Consider the following 19,362-nt stretch of genomic DNA (forward strand, 5'->3'; position numbering starts at 1 on the left):
CATAGTAAATAAATGTAAAATATGGAAATTTAAAGAAAGGAGAATCTAACTTAGAAAAGCTGAAAAATTGTCTTGACAATGGGGGGCATTATAAATTGTGGGATACGATTATACCATTCTTTCCATCTGTAATCTGTTCATTAACCGCAATATACTCTGTTGATATGACAGGAACTCCAAGTATATGAGCCTCTCCAACAACCATAGGGAACCCTTCGTAATCGGATGTTAATACAAATAAGTCGGAAGATGCAATATAGGGAAATGGGTTGCTTTTTTCTCCTAAAAACTCAACTAAATGGGATACGCCATACTTCTTTACCAGTTTTCGATTTTTACTTAAGTCAGGACCATCCCCGATAAAAATCCACTTAAAATCACGAATGTTGTTCTGATTAAGGATCTTACACACTTCAATAGCTCGATCTATCCTTTTTGTCTTATTATCTATACGAGCAACTGTTATAAACTGCAGTTTATTATTTTCTCTGCTGACTTGATATGCTACTGCCTTATCTCTTATGTCTTCAATAGGAAAAAGGTTGTAAACAACGTAAGTCTTATCTTTTAACTCGGGTACTATTCTATTAAATGATATCCGACAGGCCTCCGAAACCAAAATAACATTATCAAACTTTTCATATGTTTTTAGGCAATAATCATGGTAAAAGCCTATTTTCTCGGGATCACTATGGATCCATGCAATCTTTTTCTTTGCTTCAACAAAATCAGTAACAAACTGATTACAGCCTCTGTTAAAGAATGTATATGGAGACACATCATTAAAATATGATACAGCTATATCATAACCTGTGAAATTATTATGTCTTCTGAATAAATAGGCGAAAAACTTTTCTGGCTTAATAATGCGTACCAATATGGTCAATATAATTCTTAAAATAATTTTAATCGGGTTCTTCTTAGCCAGAACAACCTGAAAAGGGGTTGCGACCAAATTAAGCAGATAATTGCTTTTAATAATATTCACATGTGAGGGTATCTCCTTAGCCCATTCATCTTCATATGAAAACAGGAATAAATCTATCTGATGTTGGTTAAGAGAATCAGCCAGATATTTAATTGTATTGATTAATGCTCTTTGTACCCCACCGCTTCTTAAGTTATAACCCACAAACAGCAATCTCATGTTTTTCTCCTGTTTATTTGAAGTTAAATAATCTCAATCACTCTCTGGCCCAACCGATCCCAGGATAATGACCTGATATACTCTTTGGCTCTTTTTCGTATTGCATCTTGCGATTCAAAATTTTCAATCACATACTTCATCTTTTGATATAAGGCTTCAGCATTACCCGTCTGAAACAGATACCCTGTCTCATTATCTTTTACCTGTTCCGCCAGCCCCCCCGTATCCGACGCAAGAACAAGCGAGTTATACTCCATTGCTATTGGTACAACGCCTGATTGTGTTGCATCAAGATAGGGCAAGACAGTAACAATATTCGCCCCACTGAAGAAGCACCCGACTTCCTCATCGGGTATCCACCTGTTGACGATGGTAACATTCTTCAGTTTGCTGAACGCTTCACGGTATTCGTCAAAATCACCGTTTCCGGCAATGGTTAAGCTGATGTTCTCAAATTCTTCAGACAGCCTTCTGTAAGCATCGGCCAGCAAATGGAGGCCTTTATATTTTGTGATGCGTCCGAAAAACAGGAAATTTATCTTCTCCGGATCATAGCTGATGATGCTTTTATCGGTCTGAACCTTTTTGTAGTAATCAAAAATACCGTGTGGAATGGTATGAATATGGTCATTCTCTTTCTTATAATGTTCCGCCATGTAATCTCTGAACTTTTCTGATAATATAATTACTTCATCTGCTTTGCTTATGGCTTTTCTGCACAGTAGATCGAAAAAAAAGATGGAGCCGCTGTGCGGTTTTGGGTCATGCGCTGTAACAAGGATGCGTTTCCCCTTAAAAATACTGTTTACAAGTCCTGTCCATGGCTGGATCATCGGGACGTAAACAGCATCTATTGGTATGTCCTTAAACTTTTTCTTTATGCGTAATCTCCCGAATGCCCAAAACCAGACAGTTCGAATTAAATACTCAATAAATGAGGAATAAGAATGAACCAGAACCAAATCCGCAAGCTGCAGTTCTTTCCATTTGCTCAGGTTTTCAATCTCTTCCGAAATGATGGCATATACCTTGCAGCCGTTCTCAATAAGGCTTTTGGTCATCTCATAGGCATATACGGCTCCGCCGCCTTTTCTGCCTATATAATTGACCACGATGGTTTTCATGGTTATTTTTCAACTCCCGCATCTTCCAACAATTCATTGCTGTAGATTCTGTGCATTTCCTGTTTGACTATCTCCATATCAAATGCTTTAATTCTCTCTGCATTATGACCACCGAAGGACTTCCGCAGCTCTTCACTCTCAAGAAGCGCATTGATGGCCCGTGACATTCCGTCTATATCATCGGGAGCGCAGAGAAATCCTCCTTTGCCGTCTTCCAGTAGATCAATGTTGCCCCTTATTCTTGAAGCGACACAGGGCAAGCCTGCAGCCATCGCTTCCATCAATGATACAGGCAACCCTTCCTGAAAAGATGGAAACAGATATATATCCGCAGCTGAGCAGATATTGGCTATATCATTTCTGAATCCTAGGAATCTGACTTTATCCTTGATCCCCAGGGATTCCGCCAGCTTTTCCAGTTCGGGCCTCAGCACTCCCCTGCCGACGATTAAATAAATGAGATGATCATGGTTGAGTTCGGCAATAGCCTTAAGGGCCGCTTCATGGTTCTTCCTTTTAATCATCTCACCAACAGAAAGAAGAACCACGGTGTTATCGGAAATGCCTAATTGAACTCTGTATGCATTTCTTATATCCAAATTCCTGGCGAATGCCCCGGTATTTACGCCTACTCCCGGGACATATACGGCTCTCTTTGCCTTGAAGCTTTTTGCAACCGTATAATCTTCGTTGTTGATGGTTATCAAAACATCGGTAAACCTTGCTAAAAACTTTTCTATGGTATAATAGACCAACCAGTTTATCAGCGGTGCTCCTTTATAAAAATGGAAGCCATGAGCGGTATATATGACATGCTTTATGCCAACGGCTCTGGCTGCCAGGCGTGCCAGTACACCTCCCATTGGGGAGTGACAATGAACCGCATCATAATTTCCATCCCTCATGATCTTTTTCAACTGTTTGTATGCCGTGATATTCCTGATTGAAAAGGGTGACCTTTGTATGTCAAAGTGATGTCTCACGATATCGAGAGCGTCCAGCCTCTCATTGGCATCACTGAAATTTGCTGCTGTATGTATCTCATATCCTAAAGATTTCAGGACTTCAATATTTCCCTGTTCAAACAAGTAAAACTGTCGGCTCACTGTGGATACTAACAGTATTTTTTTCACGCCTTATCCTCCATACCTTTCCGTTTTACTTGATGCAAATGGTATATTTGATGGCTTCCCACGTGTTTGCAACCCATCTTGTGATAAAAATTTATGGCTCTTAAATTGCGGACCTGTGTCCCAACCTGGATGATTCCTGCACCCTTCCTGCAGGCTTCGAATTCAACGGCATTGAATAAAGCAGCACCAATCCCCTGTCCGGAAAACTGTTCAGATACAGCAATAAGCTCTATGATGCATACGTTCTCGGTAAACGAGAACAGGACGTAACCGCATGGCAAATTGTTATGTTCGGAAACAGCGAAGTATTTGTCTTCTTTATTGAAGGCATTCAACAGCCATTGCTTATATACTTCTTTTCCGCCCCGGGATGCCAATTGCTTATCCTCAAAGAACCTTGAATATCTGAAATCTCCTATATCAAGCAGCCGGTCATCTCTCTCCATCGGATTGCATATACGAATGGACGGATGTAATTCGTTCACAAACTTCACTTGTTTTTGAAACTGTATGTTGGTGTCGGCCAAAAAAGCAGAAGTCTTTTGGCCGATCAGCCGGGCGTTCTCAGGTTCTGAATGTTGATTCTCTATTGTAACAAAATCATATGATTTTATCCTGTTTTCCACTTCTGCCCATTCGCTTATTGATAACGGTTCATGAAGGATAACCTTCAGGCAGCTCAGACCAAAAAACGCGGTATCCCATAAAAGATCGCGATAAGTAATCTTTTTGTTTTGATGGAAATTATCTGCTGTCATTGCTTGCCCCCAACTATCCGGCCTTTTTCTGCTCGACATACACATCTTTATGCTTCAAAACGGATATGACGGTTTTAAACAGTATCTTAACATCAAGCCAGAAAGAGATATTGTCTATATAATAAATATCATGCTGGATTCGCTGCTTCCAGGGAACGGCATTACGGTAGTATGCCTGATTGTAACCTGTTATTCCGGGACGAACCTCCAGTTTCCTTTCATCGCCTTTTTCATAATATTTCATTTGCTCCACCAGGTCAGGTCTTGGACCTATCAGGCTCATATCACCCAATAATACGTTAATCAGTTGCGGTACCTCATCGAGACTTGTTTTCCGCAAGAACCTGCCTATCCTTGTCAGCCTTGGATCATCGTCGGAGTTATACGTTGACCCGTCTTCATTTCTTATGTCGGGTGCATTCACCTTCATCGACCGGAATTTATACATGGTAAACGGCTTGCCTCCTTTGCCCAGGCGCATGGCTTTATAGAAAATTGGGCCTCTGTCTTCCAAATAGATGATGGGACCAAAGATGCAAATAAACAAAAGCAAAAAAGGTATGGCAATTAATGATAAAAGGACATCCAGCATCCTTTTAAAAAATTTCCTATACATCATGTAAACACCACTTTTTCTTTTATTGCGTCATCTGCAAATACGCACCAGAGTATCGGATACATACGCCACATCTTCATCGCTCAGCAGCGTATGAAGCGGAAGGGTTATTTCATTGACATATTGCCTGTATGCGTTCTGGTAGTCCTTGATGTCAAATCCCAGATTCTTGTATGCCGTAAGCATGGGCAATGGCTTGTAGTGAACATTGCAGTTGATTCCCGCTTCAGCCATTTTTGCAATAATGTCGTTTCTTTCTTCCTCGCCTATTCCGGGTATTCGCAGCAAATACAGATGTCCCGATGACACAAAGTCCGCACCATAATGCTGCAGACTGACAAATCCTGCCCCTTCCAACAACCGGTCATAATGCTCAATGATTTGGCGGCGCCTCTTCAAAAGGCCTTCATACCGGTTCAGCTGCATGAGCCCGATACTGGCCAGTACATCTGTCATATTACATTTATAGCCCAGGCATACAATATCATATTCCCAGGAACCGGCCCGGGTTTTTGCCAAAGCATCCTTGTTCTGTCCATGCAGGCTGTAAAGCATATACTGCTTATACAGCCAATCATCATCGATGCCAAGATCATTGCGCCATACGACCGCTCCGCCTTCGGCAGTCGTCAGGTTCTTAACAGCATGGAAGGAGAAACAGGTAAAATCCGCTGCCTTACCACTCTTTAAACCTTTTCTTTCGGCACCAAAGCTATGTGCCGCATCCGCAATCACCGATACTCTGCCTATGAGCTCCTGCAGTTTTCCTCTTGCCTTGAACAGCGGCCGCTTGCTCTCTACAACCTTGTAAATTGAATCATAATCGCACATCTTTCCGGCGATGTCCACAGGGATAATTGCCTTTGTTTTCTCGGTGATTGCATCGGCCAGTTTGGAGTAATCCATTTCAAAGGAATCAGGGGCTACGTCGACTAATACGATCTTTGCACCTACATGGTGGATGACCGAGGCCGAAGCGGTATAAGTATATGCCGAGGTTATAACCTCGTCGCCAGGTCCGATTCCAAGAATTCTGAGCGTAAGCTCCAGGGCATCCGTAGCTGAATTAAGGCATACGGCCTTATTTACTCCTATGTACTCCGCTATTCTTTCCTCAAAAAGCTTTGTTCTGGGGCCCGTAGTAATCCAGCCCGATTTCAGAGCCCGAACAACTTCTCCGATTTCCTCATCGGTGATATCTGGAGGGGAAAAGGGTATATTTTTCTTAAGCATCAGGGATCCCGTCTCCTTCTATTTTTTTGTTATGAATCACGTTTAGGCCATTGTTCAGCAGCAAACCATCCAGGCTCATCCGTCTCATTTTTTTGCGCAAAACATGGATGGCCATACTTAAATCAGGGGTACGGGTATGGGTTGTATGGGCATCCGATGCGATAAAATGGACCAGTCCCTGCTTAATCAGTTTGAGTGCAGTCTTCTGAACCTTCTTCCCATATAGGCCGGTTACACTGCCTGCATTGATCTGGGTGAGAATACCTCTTTCAACCAGTTTTTTAATGATAACCGGTTCTTCAATGATATCCTGATTCCTCTCAGGATGGGCAATGATGGGGGTGACCCCCATAAGCTGAAGTTCATACAGTACTGAATCGGTATATGTGGGAATGCCCGCCATCGGCATTTCTATCAACAAATAGGATGAATGGTTCAGGGTAATGACTTGATTATCGGCATAAAGCCTTGGCAAATCCGGGCTTATGAAAATCTCTGAGCCAGGATAAACAGTGCAGGGGATCGCTTCTTTTTCCGCCTCCATGTTAAGCTTGCTGCATAATTCGGTTACCAGAGAAGGATGGTACTGGGTTTCTCCGGGAATATAATGAGGGGTGGCAATAATATGTCCAGTTCCGTTCCTGCAAGCTATCTTCAGCATTTGCACGGCAGTTTCCATATCTTTGGCGCCATCATCTATCCCCGGAAGGATATGGGCATGAATATCGACAAACAATCCAATTAGTCCTCCTCAGATTGACAGCACGTTTTCCTTCTTGTCTTCTTCCTGCTCACGTTTTTATTCCTGGTAGTATTTATAGTAATAGTAATTGCCTTTCTCTTTCTTGTTGACCTTGTTCAATACAACGCCTATGATATTGGCATTCACTCTTTCCAGCAGTTCTTTCGCTTTTTTGGCTTCATCTATGTGTGTTTTCCCGGAGTTGACAACAAGGATGGTTGCGTCCGCGTAAGTTGAAATGATCGAGGCATCAGTTACACTGCAGACCGGAGGCGCATCCAGAAGAATCACATCATAATCATCTGAAAGCGATTTAATAAACATCTTCATCGCATCCGAGTTCAGCAGTTCCGATGGGTTGGGCGGTATGGTTCCGCTTGTCATGATATCCAAATTGGGAACATCGCTATGCCTGACATATTCCTTGTAGTCTTCACGGGAAACCAGATAATTGGTTAACCCGGTATCATTTGAGACCATAAATACCTTATGTATTTTGGGTTTTCTCAAATCTCCATCGATCAGGAGCACCTTGCTGCCTGCCTGGGCAAACGTTATCGCGAGATTGGTTACGGTGGTGGTTTTACCCTCCATGGGAACTGAACTGGTTACAAGAATTGATTTTAACGGCTTATCGATACCGGAATACTGGATATTGGTCCTCAGTACCCGATATGCCTCCGAAACAGGAGATTTTGGGTTTGAATGAACGATAATGGTATTCTTTTCAGCCATGTTTACTTCTCCTTTCTGCGAGGCGAGAATGAAGGAATGGTTCCTATCACAGGAAGGTTAAGGTATTTTTTGGCATCCTCAGATGTCTTGATTGTATCATCAAGGTATTCAATCAGCAGTATGATGCCAGCACTCAACATGAGGCCAAGCAAAACGCCGATGATATAGTTGGCGCGTTTATTGGGAAACGACGGACGCTCCGGAAGTTCTGCCCTGTCGATCACTTGAACGTTTGATACCTGCATGATCTCCACAATCTTTTCCTGGAACACTTCTGCAACCTTGTTGGTGATGTCCATCGCCATCTGAGGATCCGTATGGCTTACAGATATTTCGATAACACGTGTTTCCGGCCTTTGCTGCACTCTTATGCTGTTGGCCAGCTCTTTAGCACTGATATCCTCGAGATTCAGCTCTTCGATAACTGTGGATGCCACTAAACGGCTCCTGGCAATCTCCCGGTAATCAAGAACCACTGAGGCACCAATATTGAGCTCCGATAAACTCATTCCCTGCTCATCTGCATTTTTACCTACATACAAGGTGGTATTGGCTGTGTACACAGGAACCATGTAGTAATTGGTCATCACATAGGACAGACTGCCGAACAGAATGATGAAAAGAAGAATAACCCACCATTTTCTTAATAACAGGTGCATGATTTCTTTCAAGTTCATTTCCATCTTACCACCATCTTTTAAAGTAAATTGATATGATATAAACTTGATAAATTTTACATTATTGTTTATACTAATTGCAATATTTGATCCCGTCCTGGTGCCCTTATGATGAGTAAGCTGAAACGGATTTTGTCTACATTTGTTCGTCTGTCATTGCGAATGAAGATACTGGTTATTGTGTCATTCGCTGTGTTGGGTATCATGAGGCTGTTAATGATTTTGCTGCCTTTTCGTCGTTTGACTGCCTTGATGGGAAAGGCTCATCAGGAATCTCCTTATTCTTTGGATCCCGCTTCCCAAATTCTTGCCCAGGAAGTTGGCTTCGCCATTAATATTGTGAGCAACCATACGCCATGGAAAAGCGAGTGCCTTGTAAAAGCACTTGCCGCGCAGTTTATTCTGAAGGTACTCAATATTTCAAGTACCCTGTATTTGGGTGTTTCTAAGGATGATTCCAATCACCTCACCGCCCATGCATGGGTGAGAAGCGGCAATCAAATCATAACCGGTGCCTTCGAGTATGAAGATCAGTTCAAATGCGTTGATTTTTTCGCCTCATAGCGCCCTCAATCACCCTTCCTGTTTTTTCCTTGGTAATAATGTTTGAGAACTCAGCGGTGTCATGCTCGTAGAGTTTACCGTTTTCAAGCCGGTAGACGCGATCACACAAAGGAAGCACTGACAGCCGGTGAGTAACGATTAAGCATGTCTTTCGCGGATATATTTTTCGGAGGTTTTCAAATATTGCTTTCTCAGTTTCCATATCCAATGCCGATGTCGCTTCATCCAGCAGTAATATGGGCGACGGTCTTATGAAAGCTCTTGCCAGACACAATCTTTGAGCCTGTCCTTCTGACAGACCGGCGCCACCCTCACCCACGACTGAATGGAGTTTATCGGGCAATTCATTTATAAAGTCCCACGCGCATGCCGCTCTGACCGCGCGTTCCAAATCGTCCGCATCAGCATGGAGACTGCCAATTTTGAGATTGTCCAGTATGGTACCTGAAAAAAGCGTATTGCCTTGCGGCACGTATGCAAAATATCTGCGGGTTTCAGATGAAACCGGTATCCTTTCATGATTATGGTACACATAAATGCTCCCTGAACGCGCCTTTACCAGTGAGAGCAAAAGCCTCATGACAGTCGTCTTGCCTTCTCCAGAGCTTCCAATAAGCGCCACAATTTCTCCAGGCTCAACTCTTAGGGAAGCACCTGACAGTACGTTTGCTTCCGCCTGATAGCCAAATACCACATCTTCCAAAGCAATTCCGGCTTCAATGAGATTGCTGCCGTTCACTGCACCGGAGACGGCAGGCAACTCGCTTTCAAGTGTTTCCAATTCAGATAGTCGCTCTACGGATGCAAAACCGGAAAGGATCTGAGGAACTGACCTTGCCAGATCAGTAAAAGGCTGCTGAATCTGTCCAACCAGCTGCAAAAACGCTGTAAATGTACCGAAAGTTGTCGCGTTTCCACGGAGCTTGAAAACACCGTATACAAACGCGACAACATAGCCCAGCCAGTAGCCGCCGGACATAATCATATTTGCCACGATACCCAGTTTGTTTCGCCTGACCACCCAACGGTACTTTTCATCCTGCCTCTCTCTGACTCTTTCCATGCTGCTCTGCTCATACTGAAATGTTTTAATAATCAGCATATGCTGAACCAGTTCGGTGATATAGGACCGATGGCGGCTTTCAGCAGTTTGAACCTCATGCTGGAGGGATTTCAGTTTTTGCCCCAGCAAAAAACTTATTACAATTGATAAAGGTCCGATAGCAAATGCTGCCAAAGCCAAAACCGCATCGTAATAGCAAAGGATGGCAAATGCGCATACAAGTCTAAACCCTAAGGCAATGACATTGGGAATGGTGTATACCAAAAGACTTGTAATTCTGGTGACATCATCGGTGAGCCTTGTTACGACATCTCCGCTGTGAATTTGGCTATAGGCCATCCAATCGCTTTTATACAGCTGTTTCAGAATGCTTTGCTCGATTCTGTAACGCAATTTTTCGTTCAGCTCTACCGATACCTTTGTTGCCAGCGCTCCTAATCCCAGGATGAGCAGATGCACCGACATAAACAGTACAATAAACAGGACTGCCCTGGATGAATGACCCGATATAGCGTTATCCACCATTTCTTTTGACAGGACAGCGCTTCCTACTCCCGCAACGGCAGACAGCACGCTTATGGCAGACAAGGCAATAACGATCCACAAATAGGGTTTGGAACAATCCAATAACCACTTAAAGCTGCGAATATAGGAGTCTTTACTTATTCTTTTATGAATCATTCATGCTTGCATTCCTTATAATGTTATCTACCAGATGCATTTGCTCCTGAAGGCTGTTTCCTTTTCGGGGCCTTATCAGATGATAAAAGTCCAATTTGCCTGCTATTTCACTGCACTTGGCAAAATATTGCCGGCTTATGCCCATCTTGATGAGTATGGTTTGATAATACATATTGTTGATAAAACATCTCAGCTTTTCAGTGCCCGTTATTCTGTCAGCATAAACCTGAGGGGTTCTGCCTTTCCGGATCTCGAAGACAGCAGCGAGAGGAACCGAATCTGCTTCATAATTTCGGTCGTTACACAATAAATATTTCCTGTCATATGACTTGGTTACGCTGCAAGCCTGCAAATCGTCTTCAGTAATGATATTCAAATGGAGCCTTTGTACCGGCGGTCCAGGATGAATCATCAAATTGCCACTTTCATCAAGGGACAGAACCGATACCTCATCCGAAAGAAATTTATGGTTTCTCTTTCTGTAAGCATAGCATAAAGAAGATTTGCCCGCACCACCGTTTCCGGTAAAAACCACACCCTTTCCATCAATAACCACACAGCTGCCATGAAGGGGTATGGCTCCTCTCTGGTACAGGATAACGGCCAGACAAACAGTCGTCAGATACCGGATGATTAAATCCTTGTTTATTTTATTGCGATATTCTATGACGACCGTTTCTCCGTCCCGTATATAGAATTTTGTATTCTTATCAGAAAGCAAAAACTCATTATGGGACAATTGAAGTCTGGATCTTTTGAAAGTCGGTTTTTCAATTTTTTCAGGCGTTTTGCCAAATACGATGTGCACATCGGCAGGTTGCTGGCAAGGTAAAAAACCAGGCAATTCAACCTCTGAAGATATGACAAGGCCATATGCCCTGTATGTATACCTGTTTCCGGGATTTATATTCATATGCCTCCCATAAAATAAGATAGAGAGTTCTTGCATGCGAAGGAACTCTCTACAGCAATATCATGCATTGCCTAAATATCAATTCATTAGAACGGCCAGCACAATTTCCACAATGGTATAATGACGGGCGGGTAAATAACTGGGCAGTTGTCATTTTTGCTCTTTGGGTGTGTCTCGCACGCCGTCTTTTTTGCGTCCAGTTCCCATATTTGGGGCCTTTTCCACTGTTTCATATCAACACCTCATTTCCTTCATTTGATATCTATTAGTCCTTCTTCATAAATTTTGCATAAAAACAAACTGACGTCCTTTTCGCACTCTTCCTTACTCACATCATATTCATGAGTCAGGGTTTCTATTATCGTTCTGAATCGAACAGGTTCTCTTATAATCATCCAGATTCTGGTAGCTATCGCATCCATACCATAGTACTTGCCCTTTTCTGCATTCATCATGGCTATTTCGCCATCAATCTCTACGGTAGGAATATTTTTATTTCTTGCAATTACTGAACCTGAGTGAATAACCATATTTCACCTCAAAGCATATTTTATCATACAAAGCTAAATCTGGCAATCAGGCTTTTTATTCTTCGAATAATTTCAGTTTCTTGATAATACTGAACCGTTCCTCATACACCTTATGGGTATTCAGCAAGGCCAGATAATCTTTGCTTTTCTTAAACAAACGGTTTTTCCCAAACAGGTTCATGAAAAATCTCTGCATCCAGGCAAAGGGTAATAATACCGGAAATTTTTCGATATATTTGTATTTTCGCTTCATCACACGGTACGGAGGAAACAGCAGATAAAAAATCCGCGTTGCCCGATTGGGCATTTTCTTCCTGTCACCGATATAACTGTTCAATACACCACTAATGATATGCCCGGCTTCTTCATTGCCAAAAACACCGCCGGTAAAGACATCGTCAATGACCATATCAAGCGTTTTTTCATCCGGGCAATTCCCCGGTATTTCCTGGGGGATATCGATATTGAACAGTTTTGCGCAAACATTAAAAACAAGGCTTACAAAATTACTGATACGAAGTTCTTTCACCTTTGATAAAAAAGCGTTCCATTGTATGCGATCGTACATGCCGCTGATGAATACGGCGATATCATAAAGCTGTCTTACACCGTAACCCGATACCAAAAAATGATTGAGCAGGTGTAAGCAAAGGAAAATCAGATGATCTTCATTGGAAAAGGTACGTACAGGGATGTCACATATGCTGACTGCAATCGCATTGTTCCACATCCCGGATTCCCATTCCTTTGTCTTTTCAGCGAACTCCATATCCAGCAATCTTGTATGCAGTTCAACCATCAAATGCTTTTCGTGGGTAAAACATATATGCTTATATGTACTCTCAGATTCCTTATAACCCAGCCGGCCAAGGATCTCCCTCGCCTTGCCGACATGTTCCTCTGCGATAAAAACATCCAGATCACACATCGTACGCAGCTCGGGTTTCGGATACAGGTCACGAAGCACGATGCCTTTCAGCACAATGAACGGAAGACCTGCTTCATGGAATGCAGATAAAATCCGGCAGGCATCCCTGAATTTATTGGCTTCTCCTACTGCGGAAATGAAAGATACCTCTTTCCAGGTTCTTAACAAATCAGGACCAGGAACGCCATTTTCCCCGGGCAAATCCTTTACCACCGAGTAGAGAAGCGACTGAATCTGATGCTCCTCAGCCAGTCTGAAGATTTCATGCCAATCACTCTCTTCAGTAATATTGACTGCTTTTTTATTGTTTATAGTTGCAGAAAGCAACTCTGCCACCACTTTTTGCGCCTTTGTCATATATCACCTTCACATGAGCTCAGCTTGGCTTTCGTGTGCTTTCCACGGCAGGCATAACGGTCAGCGACGCCTGCTGCTCTGCTTCTTCATTCTGGTATTCTCTCTCTCTGAAACTGGGCACCATATCATGAACAACCCGGAAGGCGCCCTTGAGGTCGTCATTCTGGACATAGCGGTTCAGGAGATTCAGCTGATGGGATATCTTGATGAAATTATGCTCGCCCTGCTTCATGACAAAGATCTTGTTGTTGCTGGTCTTGCTGACCTCTTCCTCGGAGAGGTTGATCTCCTCAAAGAGTTTCTCGCCCGGTCTCAGTCCGGTAAAAACGATCTTGATATCCTCGTCGGGCTGCAAACCGGAAAGCTGGATCAGCGTCTTGGCCAGATCGACGATCTTGACCGGCTCGCCCATATCCAGCACAAAGATTTCTCCGCCCTTGGCCATGGCACCGGCCTGGAGCACCAACTGGACGGCTTCGGGAATGGTCATGAAGTATCGCTTGATATCCGGGTGGGTAACGGTCACGGGGCCGCCCTTTGCAATTTGCTCCTTGAAGGTGGGAACCACGCTGCCGTTACTGCCCAGAACATTGCCAAACCGGACCGCGGCAAATTCGGTCTCCGAATTGCTGTCCATCATTTGCAGGCACAGCTCCGCAATCCGCTTGGAAGCTCCCATGATGTTGGGAGGATTGACGGCCTTGTCGGTAGAGATCAGAATGAACTTCTTAACATGGTACTTGTCTGCCACCTTGGCCACGTTGAGGGTACCGAACACGTTGTTCTTGATGGCTTCCATCGGGTTCCATTCCATCATGGGCACATGTTTGTGGGCTGCCGCGTGGAAGACCACCTCGGGTTTGTACTTGCTGAAGATCTCCTCAAGGCGCCTGATTTCCCGGATGGAACCCAACACCACATCATATCGGTCCCTGCCGTACTTTGCCGCCAGTTCATTGTCTATCTGGAAAAGGCCGTTCTCGTTGAAATCCAGGATAATCAGCTTCTTGCAGCCATACGCCAGCACCTGGCGGCATATTTCCGACCCGATGGAACCGGCGCCGCCGGTGACCAGTACGGTTCTTCCGCCAATATAGAATTTGACTTCTTCCATGTCCAGGGTGACCGGATCGCGACCTAGCAGTTCCTCAACGCTGACATCCCGGATACGGACCTTTGAAAAGTCGTTCTCCTCCACATCCTGGAGGGTTTCATAACGCTTCAGCCGGCACCTGGTTTCCCGGCATTTTTCGAAGATATCGCGCAGGAAATCCTTCTCAATGCTTCTTGCGGCAATGATGACCTCCTGAATCCGATGCCTGACAATAATGGTCTTCAGGCACTCGCGGCCGCCGAAAACGGGAAGGCCGTTAATCCACCGGTTCCACAGGCTCCGATCATCATCAATGAACCCCACGGGGATCCTTGAGTCACTGCTGGCCAGCAGATGCTTGGCCAGGAATGTTCCTGCGTTTCCGGCTCCGATGATCAGAACGCGGGTGCTGCCCTTTTGCTGAATCTGCCTGAACCGGGACACACCCCATACGCCAATTCTGAAAGACAGTCTGACCCCCACGGTTCCCATCATGCTGATAAAGGCTGCCACCAGAATGGCTCCCCTGGGAACCTGGAGCTTCAGGGCGCCGTTGAAAAAGTACATCAGGGAGTAGGTGACAAAAACAGAGACCATCTGCCTCACCATTTCACTGATGCTGGCCCTTTCCCATACGTTGAAATAGCAACCGGCTATGATGCCTGACATGATAAGGATCAGCGCAGACAGGATCCAAAAAGTCGGCAGGTACTGGAAGTACGGCGCAGGCACATTGCCGTCAAAGCGGATGTAAATACCCGCATATACCGCAATAAGGGATATCAGGATATCCGTGATCATGAGACCCGGAAGGGAGAAGACTTTCAACAACCTTTTCATACTTCCACCTCAAAGCAACAACACGGTTTCTCTGCTTGTCACAGGTAGTACCCGAACTCGGCGCTCTGATTCTGGTCCAGTCGGTCCAGCAGGCGCAGGTTTGATTTCCTTGCAAGCACAACGATCATGGTTTTGAAAAGCAGCCACAAGTCGCGTGAAAGCGACCACTTGTTGACATATTCCATGTTGAGCTCTGTCAGGTATCTTTCATCATTTTTCCTGTCGTTTTCGACAAAGCGCCAGGTACCTGTAAGTCCTGGCCTGATGCAGAAGTTCCTGAACTGTTCATTGGTCAGAAGGTCCAGATCCACAGCCGGAACAGGTACGCTTCCCACAAGGCTCATATCCCCTTTCAGGACATTCCAGAACATGGGGAGATGATCCAATCCCGTACTTTTCAATATCCTGCCGATGAGAGGTACGGGAGCATCCTTGCCGGATGAGGTCCTGAACCAGTAGAGCGTAAAGGGCCTGCCATTGATGGAGATGTATGGCCTTTGGACAAATACCGGGCCGCCAATCTGCAGCCTGATCATGGGAACGATGACAACAGACGCCACTGCGAGGAAGGCCAGGCCAAGAAGGGCGCCGATGATGTCCATGGTACGTTTCACAAAGCTCTGGAAATCGTTCAGGCCAGCCTGCTGAAGGGTAAATACCGGTATGGTACCCACCCAGTGAACCGTGCTCCTGGTATCATAGGAGTTCATGAGGTCCATGGTAATGCGGATGGTGAGTCCCCGCTCCCGGCACTTGGCAATCAGGGGCCTGATCTCTTCGAACTGGCTTCCGGGTACCGCAAAGATAATTTCATCCACTACGTTCTTCCTGAGTATTGAAACCAGTTCGTCCACCGGATCCGAATCGCGCTTATCCCCTGCTCCGGGTTTCCGGTCAAGAAGCACATAACCTGCCGTTTCCACCTGGAAACTGGTTTTCTTTATGTAATACAGGTATTCCTGTATATTCTCGCTGTATCCCACCAGCACCGCGCGCTTTCGCCACTTGCTCTGGCTTGAAAGCCTCAGTTCCTGCACAATCAGGTACTGAGTGCACAGAACGACCAATGCAGCCAGCAGAAAGAGCATGAGAAAATCATATCCGGTGATGCCCGTCGATGCGAACGGCATCATCACCAGACAGAGCAGGGATGCCGAAAAACAGGCTTTCAGAACATAGCGCAGGGTCCTGTCCTGATAGGTAAAGGTGGTACGATGGTACATCTCGGATGTGTACATCATAAAGAGGTACACCATCCCAAAAAGGATCAGCACCCAAAGGTACTCCGTCATGGATACCGGACGAAAGAGCTCTCCGATGAGCATGACGGCCAGGCCGTAGATAAGGATCAGGCAGAAGGCATCCAACAATATTTGGGGTATATTGATAAAGCTTTTTCGGTGATTCCAACTCATGGACTACATCTCCAGCAATGCAGTTGACAGGTAATCCAGAAAACCTCAAAAAGGCAGAGCTTCGCCATAGGAGCCGATCAGGCGTCGACTCCCTGATAGTCCATCACCATTATCTCCTCTTTGTGCCCTTGCCGGGCCGAAACACCGGCAAGTCACGCAGATTCCTGTATCCGTCCTGCCTTCCGGCAGGGTTATGTCAGTCTGAACCAAAGATGCACCCTAAGCTGTTTCTATGAAAGAGATGCTCAGATCAACCGTCCTCACATCTCCAAGGAAGCTGAGTCTGACTTTTACGCGTCCTTTTCTCGGATCAACGGAAGTGATCAACCCTTCCATATTGAGAAGCGGACCGTCTGTGATTACTATTCTGTCGCCCTTTTTGAAAGCTACCGATGTACCGATGATGTCGCCATTGCACATCAGCCGGCTGATGATTTCAATCTCTTCAGGATAAATACGGTAGAGCTCACGTTCATCCTTAAGAATTCTGACCAATCCTGGTATCGTTTTCAATATGTAATATGCCGAAACGTCAATTTTTCCCTGAAGCAGTACATACCCGGGAAATAGCGGTCTAATCCTTTCATGCCACTTTCCCGCTTTCCGCTCCATGATCCGTCGTTTTGGCACAACTGCACGAACACCAGAATTTCCCAGGGCGTATTCAATCTTTTCTTTCACAGGGTCTTCGTTCCCTGTCAAAACAAAAACAGCATGCCATTGTTGGGATTCATCCTCATCTTCAATCTTTGTCATGTTGCGCAGCTTTTCCCGCCAATCCATAACAGCACCCTGTTTCTAAGAATAAATGCCTATTTTTACCCGGGACTTTAGTATTATATTTACCACATTTTTCATTTATTTCGTAAAACTTAGAAGCGATTTCCTGACACGTTTTTATCGTTCCAGTCGAACGCATACAGCATATTATAGCATAATTTTGCCATTATTCAAACATTTCCATTAATTTTATTCTCCACCAGACGATTTTCCACAACCTTTCATGTTTATTATTACGATGCTATTCTCTGTATCATATGTCATATTGTGGATGATCCGGCCTGAACCTGTCCCGACACATGGTATGTCATGGGTACACGCCGGTCAACCATAATAGTCAAATCCCCTGAAGCCAAACCGGCTTCAGGGGATATACCCTTCTCAATATTGATTGGGCTTCCGATAATGCTTCATGCTTTGCTGTCCATCCCTGCGGGAAAAATTGCAGGCATTGGCTCCGGAATTAATCCAGCTTCAGATCCCCTTCCCCGATCCAGCCAATCCGCCTGCATACAAGGCCCAAAGCCCAACAGATAACGGCCGGCAGAATGAAGGCGATGAGGATAAGGCCTATCCAATCCATGGTGGTGATGGCCTGCTTGATACCTTTGGCGATATCGTCCACCCATCCGGTATAAACCCCGATGGGTCCGACCAGGCCGCAGGTTCCCATTCCGGAGGATACTGCCGGCCCGTTCATCTCCAGCTTGAACAGGCATGTGGCGATAGGACCGGTGATGGCGCTTGTGACGATGGCAGGAATCCATATCTTCGGGTTTTTCACGATATTTCCCATCTGCAGCATGGAGGTGCCCAGTCCCTGGGAAATAAGGCCGCCCCACCGGTTCTCGCGGAAAGACATGACCGCAAACCCGACCATGTTGGCGCAGCATCCTGCCAATGCAGCCCCGCCGGCCAGACCGGTCAGGTTAAGCGCGGCACATATTGCAGCGCTGCTGATGGGAAGCGTCAGGGCCATACCCACAATGACCGATACCAGGATGCCCATGATGAACGGCTGTTGTTCGGTTGCCCACATGATGACCTGACCCACCGAGTTGGCAGCTGCGCCAATCCCGGGCGCCAGCAGAATGGAGAGGGCTATACCGGTAAATATGGTCACTAAAGGTGTAACGAGGATATCGATCCTGGTTTCCTTGGAGACCAGTTTTCCTGCTTCGGCGGCCAGAATGGCAATGATGTATACCGCCAGCGGACCGCCAGCTCCGCCAAGATCATTGGCCGAGAAACCGACTGCCGCCAGGGAGAACAGAACCAGCGGTGGGCATCGCAGGGCATACCCGATGGAAATAGCCATGGCCGGGCCTGACACCTTTACCGCAAAACCGCCGATGGTATTTAAAAACGGTATGCCGGCCTGGGTGCCAACGGTATTGATGATGGTACCGATGAGCAAAGAGCAGAACAAGCCCTGTGCCATGGCGCCGAAAGCATCCACTCCGTAGCGTTTCAGCGAAAAGATAATGTCCTTTTTCCTTAAAAACTCCCTCACCTTTTCCATGCTCAACCCTTCTCTCTTTTAATCTCGCATAACGCCTGCAGAACCGCTGTTCTGTGCGTTATTATTAACTTATTATTATTAACCTATTAATATTAGATTATTAATATCAACTTAATACTAACAATAATGCAAAAACGGTAAAAAGACAAGATGCAGTTTGCTACCTTCGGAATATTTGTGTTTTTGCTGCATTTGACAGGCTTTTAGGCTGTCCGCAATGTTAATTTTTCATAAAAACCCTTTCGGTTTGTATACGCCGGACCAGATTTCAAGAAATAAAAAACCCCACATGAAGCTGTGGGGTTTTGGAGCCACCAAAGGGATTCGAACCCTTGACCCGCGCATTACGAATGCGCTGCTCTACCAGCTGAGCCATGGTGGCGCGATATAGAAGGCATATACTCAAGTATATGCCTCAGATTGTCGAAAAACAGGCATTTTCACGTGGGTGAGAATGCCTGTTTTCTTTGAAATATCAAAAATATAGCCCAAAATCGATAAAATAAAGGGC

General features: G+C 45.1%; 18 protein-coding genes and 1 tRNA gene. 1 reads left to right on the forward strand and 18 read right to left on the reverse strand.

Going from position 1 to position 19,362, the window contains the following annotated elements:
- Nucleotides 1-88 precede the first annotated feature (88 nt).
- The 9 genes from F3H12_RS11050 to F3H12_RS11090 all read right to left on the reverse strand — a co-directional run bounded on the left by F3H12_RS11050 (nt 89) and on the right by F3H12_RS11090 (nt 8,165).
- Nucleotides 89-1,147 (reverse strand): glycosyltransferase, encoded by a 1,059-nt coding sequence (locus F3H12_RS11050; RefSeq protein ID WP_149679385.1) that lies wholly within the window; start codon nt 1,145-1,147, stop codon nt 89-91.
- A gap of 23 nt (nt 1,148-1,170) precedes the next feature.
- A complete protein-coding gene (locus F3H12_RS11055; protein ID WP_149679386.1) occupies nt 1,171-2,271 on the reverse strand; it encodes a glycosyltransferase family 4 protein in 1,101 nt (366 codons plus the stop codon).
- Between the two features lie 2 nt (nt 2,272-2,273).
- On the reverse strand, nt 2,274-3,404 hold the full coding sequence (locus F3H12_RS11060) for a glycosyltransferase family 4 protein (protein ID WP_149679387.1): 1,131 nt from the start codon (nt 3,402-3,404) through the stop codon (nt 2,274-2,276).
- Nucleotides 3,401-4,162: a GNAT family N-acetyltransferase gene (locus tag F3H12_RS11065; RefSeq protein WP_149679388.1), complete on the reverse strand. Its 762-nt coding sequence runs from the start codon at nt 4,160-4,162 to the stop codon at nt 3,401-3,403. Before F3H12_RS11065 ends, F3H12_RS11060 begins: the two co-directional genes overlap by 4 nt.
- 13 nt (nt 4,163-4,175) lie before the next feature.
- On the reverse strand, nt 4,176-4,781 hold the full coding sequence (locus F3H12_RS11070) for a sugar transferase (RefSeq protein ID WP_340162587.1): 606 nt from the start codon (nt 4,779-4,781) through the stop codon (nt 4,176-4,178).
- A 27-nt stretch (nt 4,782-4,808) separates the two neighbouring features.
- Nucleotides 4,809-6,011: a DegT/DnrJ/EryC1/StrS family aminotransferase gene (locus tag F3H12_RS11075; protein WP_149679390.1), complete on the reverse strand. Its 1,203-nt coding sequence runs from the start codon at nt 6,009-6,011 to the stop codon at nt 4,809-4,811.
- A complete protein-coding gene (locus tag F3H12_RS11080) occupies nt 6,004-6,747 on the reverse strand; it encodes a tyrosine-protein phosphatase (RefSeq protein WP_149679391.1) in 744 nt (247 codons plus the stop codon). The genes F3H12_RS11075 and F3H12_RS11080 overlap by 8 nt, the downstream gene beginning before the upstream one ends.
- A gap of 63 nt (nt 6,748-6,810) precedes the next feature.
- Nucleotides 6,811-7,488, reverse strand: coding sequence for a CpsD/CapB family tyrosine-protein kinase (locus F3H12_RS11085; RefSeq protein ID WP_149679392.1), 678 nt, complete (start codon nt 7,486-7,488; stop codon nt 6,811-6,813).
- A gap of 2 nt (nt 7,489-7,490) precedes the next feature.
- Nucleotides 7,491-8,165, reverse strand: a complete 675-nt coding sequence (locus F3H12_RS11090; RefSeq protein WP_188118500.1) for a YveK family protein — start codon at nt 8,163-8,165, stop codon at nt 7,491-7,493.
- A 111-nt stretch (nt 8,166-8,276) separates the two neighbouring features.
- Here F3H12_RS11090 and F3H12_RS11095 point away from each other — a divergent pair, with 111 nt between their 5' ends.
- Nucleotides 8,277-8,729: a lasso peptide biosynthesis B2 protein gene (locus F3H12_RS11095; RefSeq protein WP_188118501.1), complete on the forward strand. Its 453-nt coding sequence runs from the start codon at nt 8,277-8,279 to the stop codon at nt 8,727-8,729.
- Here the strand turns inward: F3H12_RS11095 and F3H12_RS11100 are convergent.
- From F3H12_RS11100 to F3H12_RS11140, 9 genes are all read right to left on the reverse strand, one after another.
- Nucleotides 8,701-10,473 carry an ABC transporter ATP-binding protein gene (locus tag F3H12_RS11100; RefSeq protein WP_149679395.1) on the reverse strand — a complete coding sequence of 591 codons (1,773 nt, stop codon included), beginning with the start codon at nt 10,471-10,473 and terminating at the stop codon, nt 8,701-8,703. The genes F3H12_RS11095 and F3H12_RS11100 overlap by 29 nt on opposite strands.
- The gene (locus F3H12_RS11105; protein ID WP_149679396.1) at nt 10,463-11,422 is read right to left on the reverse strand and encodes a hypothetical protein; all 960 of its coding nucleotides are present in this window, start codon (nt 11,420-11,422) and stop codon (nt 10,463-10,465) included. The genes F3H12_RS11100 and F3H12_RS11105 overlap by 11 nt, the downstream gene beginning before the upstream one ends.
- 215 nt (nt 11,423-11,637) lie before the next feature.
- Complete coding sequence (locus F3H12_RS11110; RefSeq protein ID WP_149679397.1) at nt 11,638-11,916, reverse strand: PqqD family peptide modification chaperone; 279 nt, start codon at nt 11,914-11,916, stop codon at nt 11,638-11,640.
- A 55-nt stretch (nt 11,917-11,971) separates the two neighbouring features.
- Complete coding sequence (locus F3H12_RS11115; RefSeq protein WP_149679398.1) at nt 11,972-13,201, reverse strand: nucleotidyltransferase domain-containing protein; 1,230 nt, start codon at nt 13,199-13,201, stop codon at nt 11,972-11,974.
- Nucleotides 13,202-13,220: 19 nt separating this feature from the next.
- Entirely contained in the window at nt 13,221-15,134 is a 1,914-nt protein-coding gene (locus F3H12_RS11120) for a polysaccharide biosynthesis protein (protein ID WP_149679399.1), read from the reverse strand.
- 38 nt (nt 15,135-15,172) lie between these two features.
- Complete coding sequence (locus tag F3H12_RS11125; RefSeq protein WP_149679400.1) at nt 15,173-16,549, reverse strand: sugar transferase; 1,377 nt, start codon at nt 16,547-16,549, stop codon at nt 15,173-15,175.
- Nucleotides 16,550-16,768: 219 nt separating this feature from the next.
- The gene (loaP, locus tag F3H12_RS11130) at nt 16,769-17,332 is read right to left on the reverse strand and encodes an antiterminator LoaP (protein ID WP_149679401.1); all 564 of its coding nucleotides are present in this window, start codon (nt 17,330-17,332) and stop codon (nt 16,769-16,771) included.
- Between the two features lie 460 nt (nt 17,333-17,792).
- Nucleotides 17,793-18,851 (reverse strand): PTS sugar transporter subunit IIC, encoded by a 1,059-nt coding sequence (locus F3H12_RS11135; RefSeq protein WP_149679402.1) that lies wholly within the window; start codon nt 18,849-18,851, stop codon nt 17,793-17,795.
- A 306-nt stretch (nt 18,852-19,157) separates the two neighbouring features.
- Nucleotides 19,158-19,233 (reverse strand) — tRNA-Thr (locus F3H12_RS11140).
- Nucleotides 19,234-19,362: the final 129 nt, after the last annotated feature.

The sequence above is a fragment of the Thermoclostridium caenicola genome (genome assembly GCF_900142095.1).
GTDB classification, from domain to species: domain Bacteria; phylum Bacillota; class Clostridia; order DSM-8532; family DSM-8532; genus Thermoclostridium_A; species Thermoclostridium_A caenicola.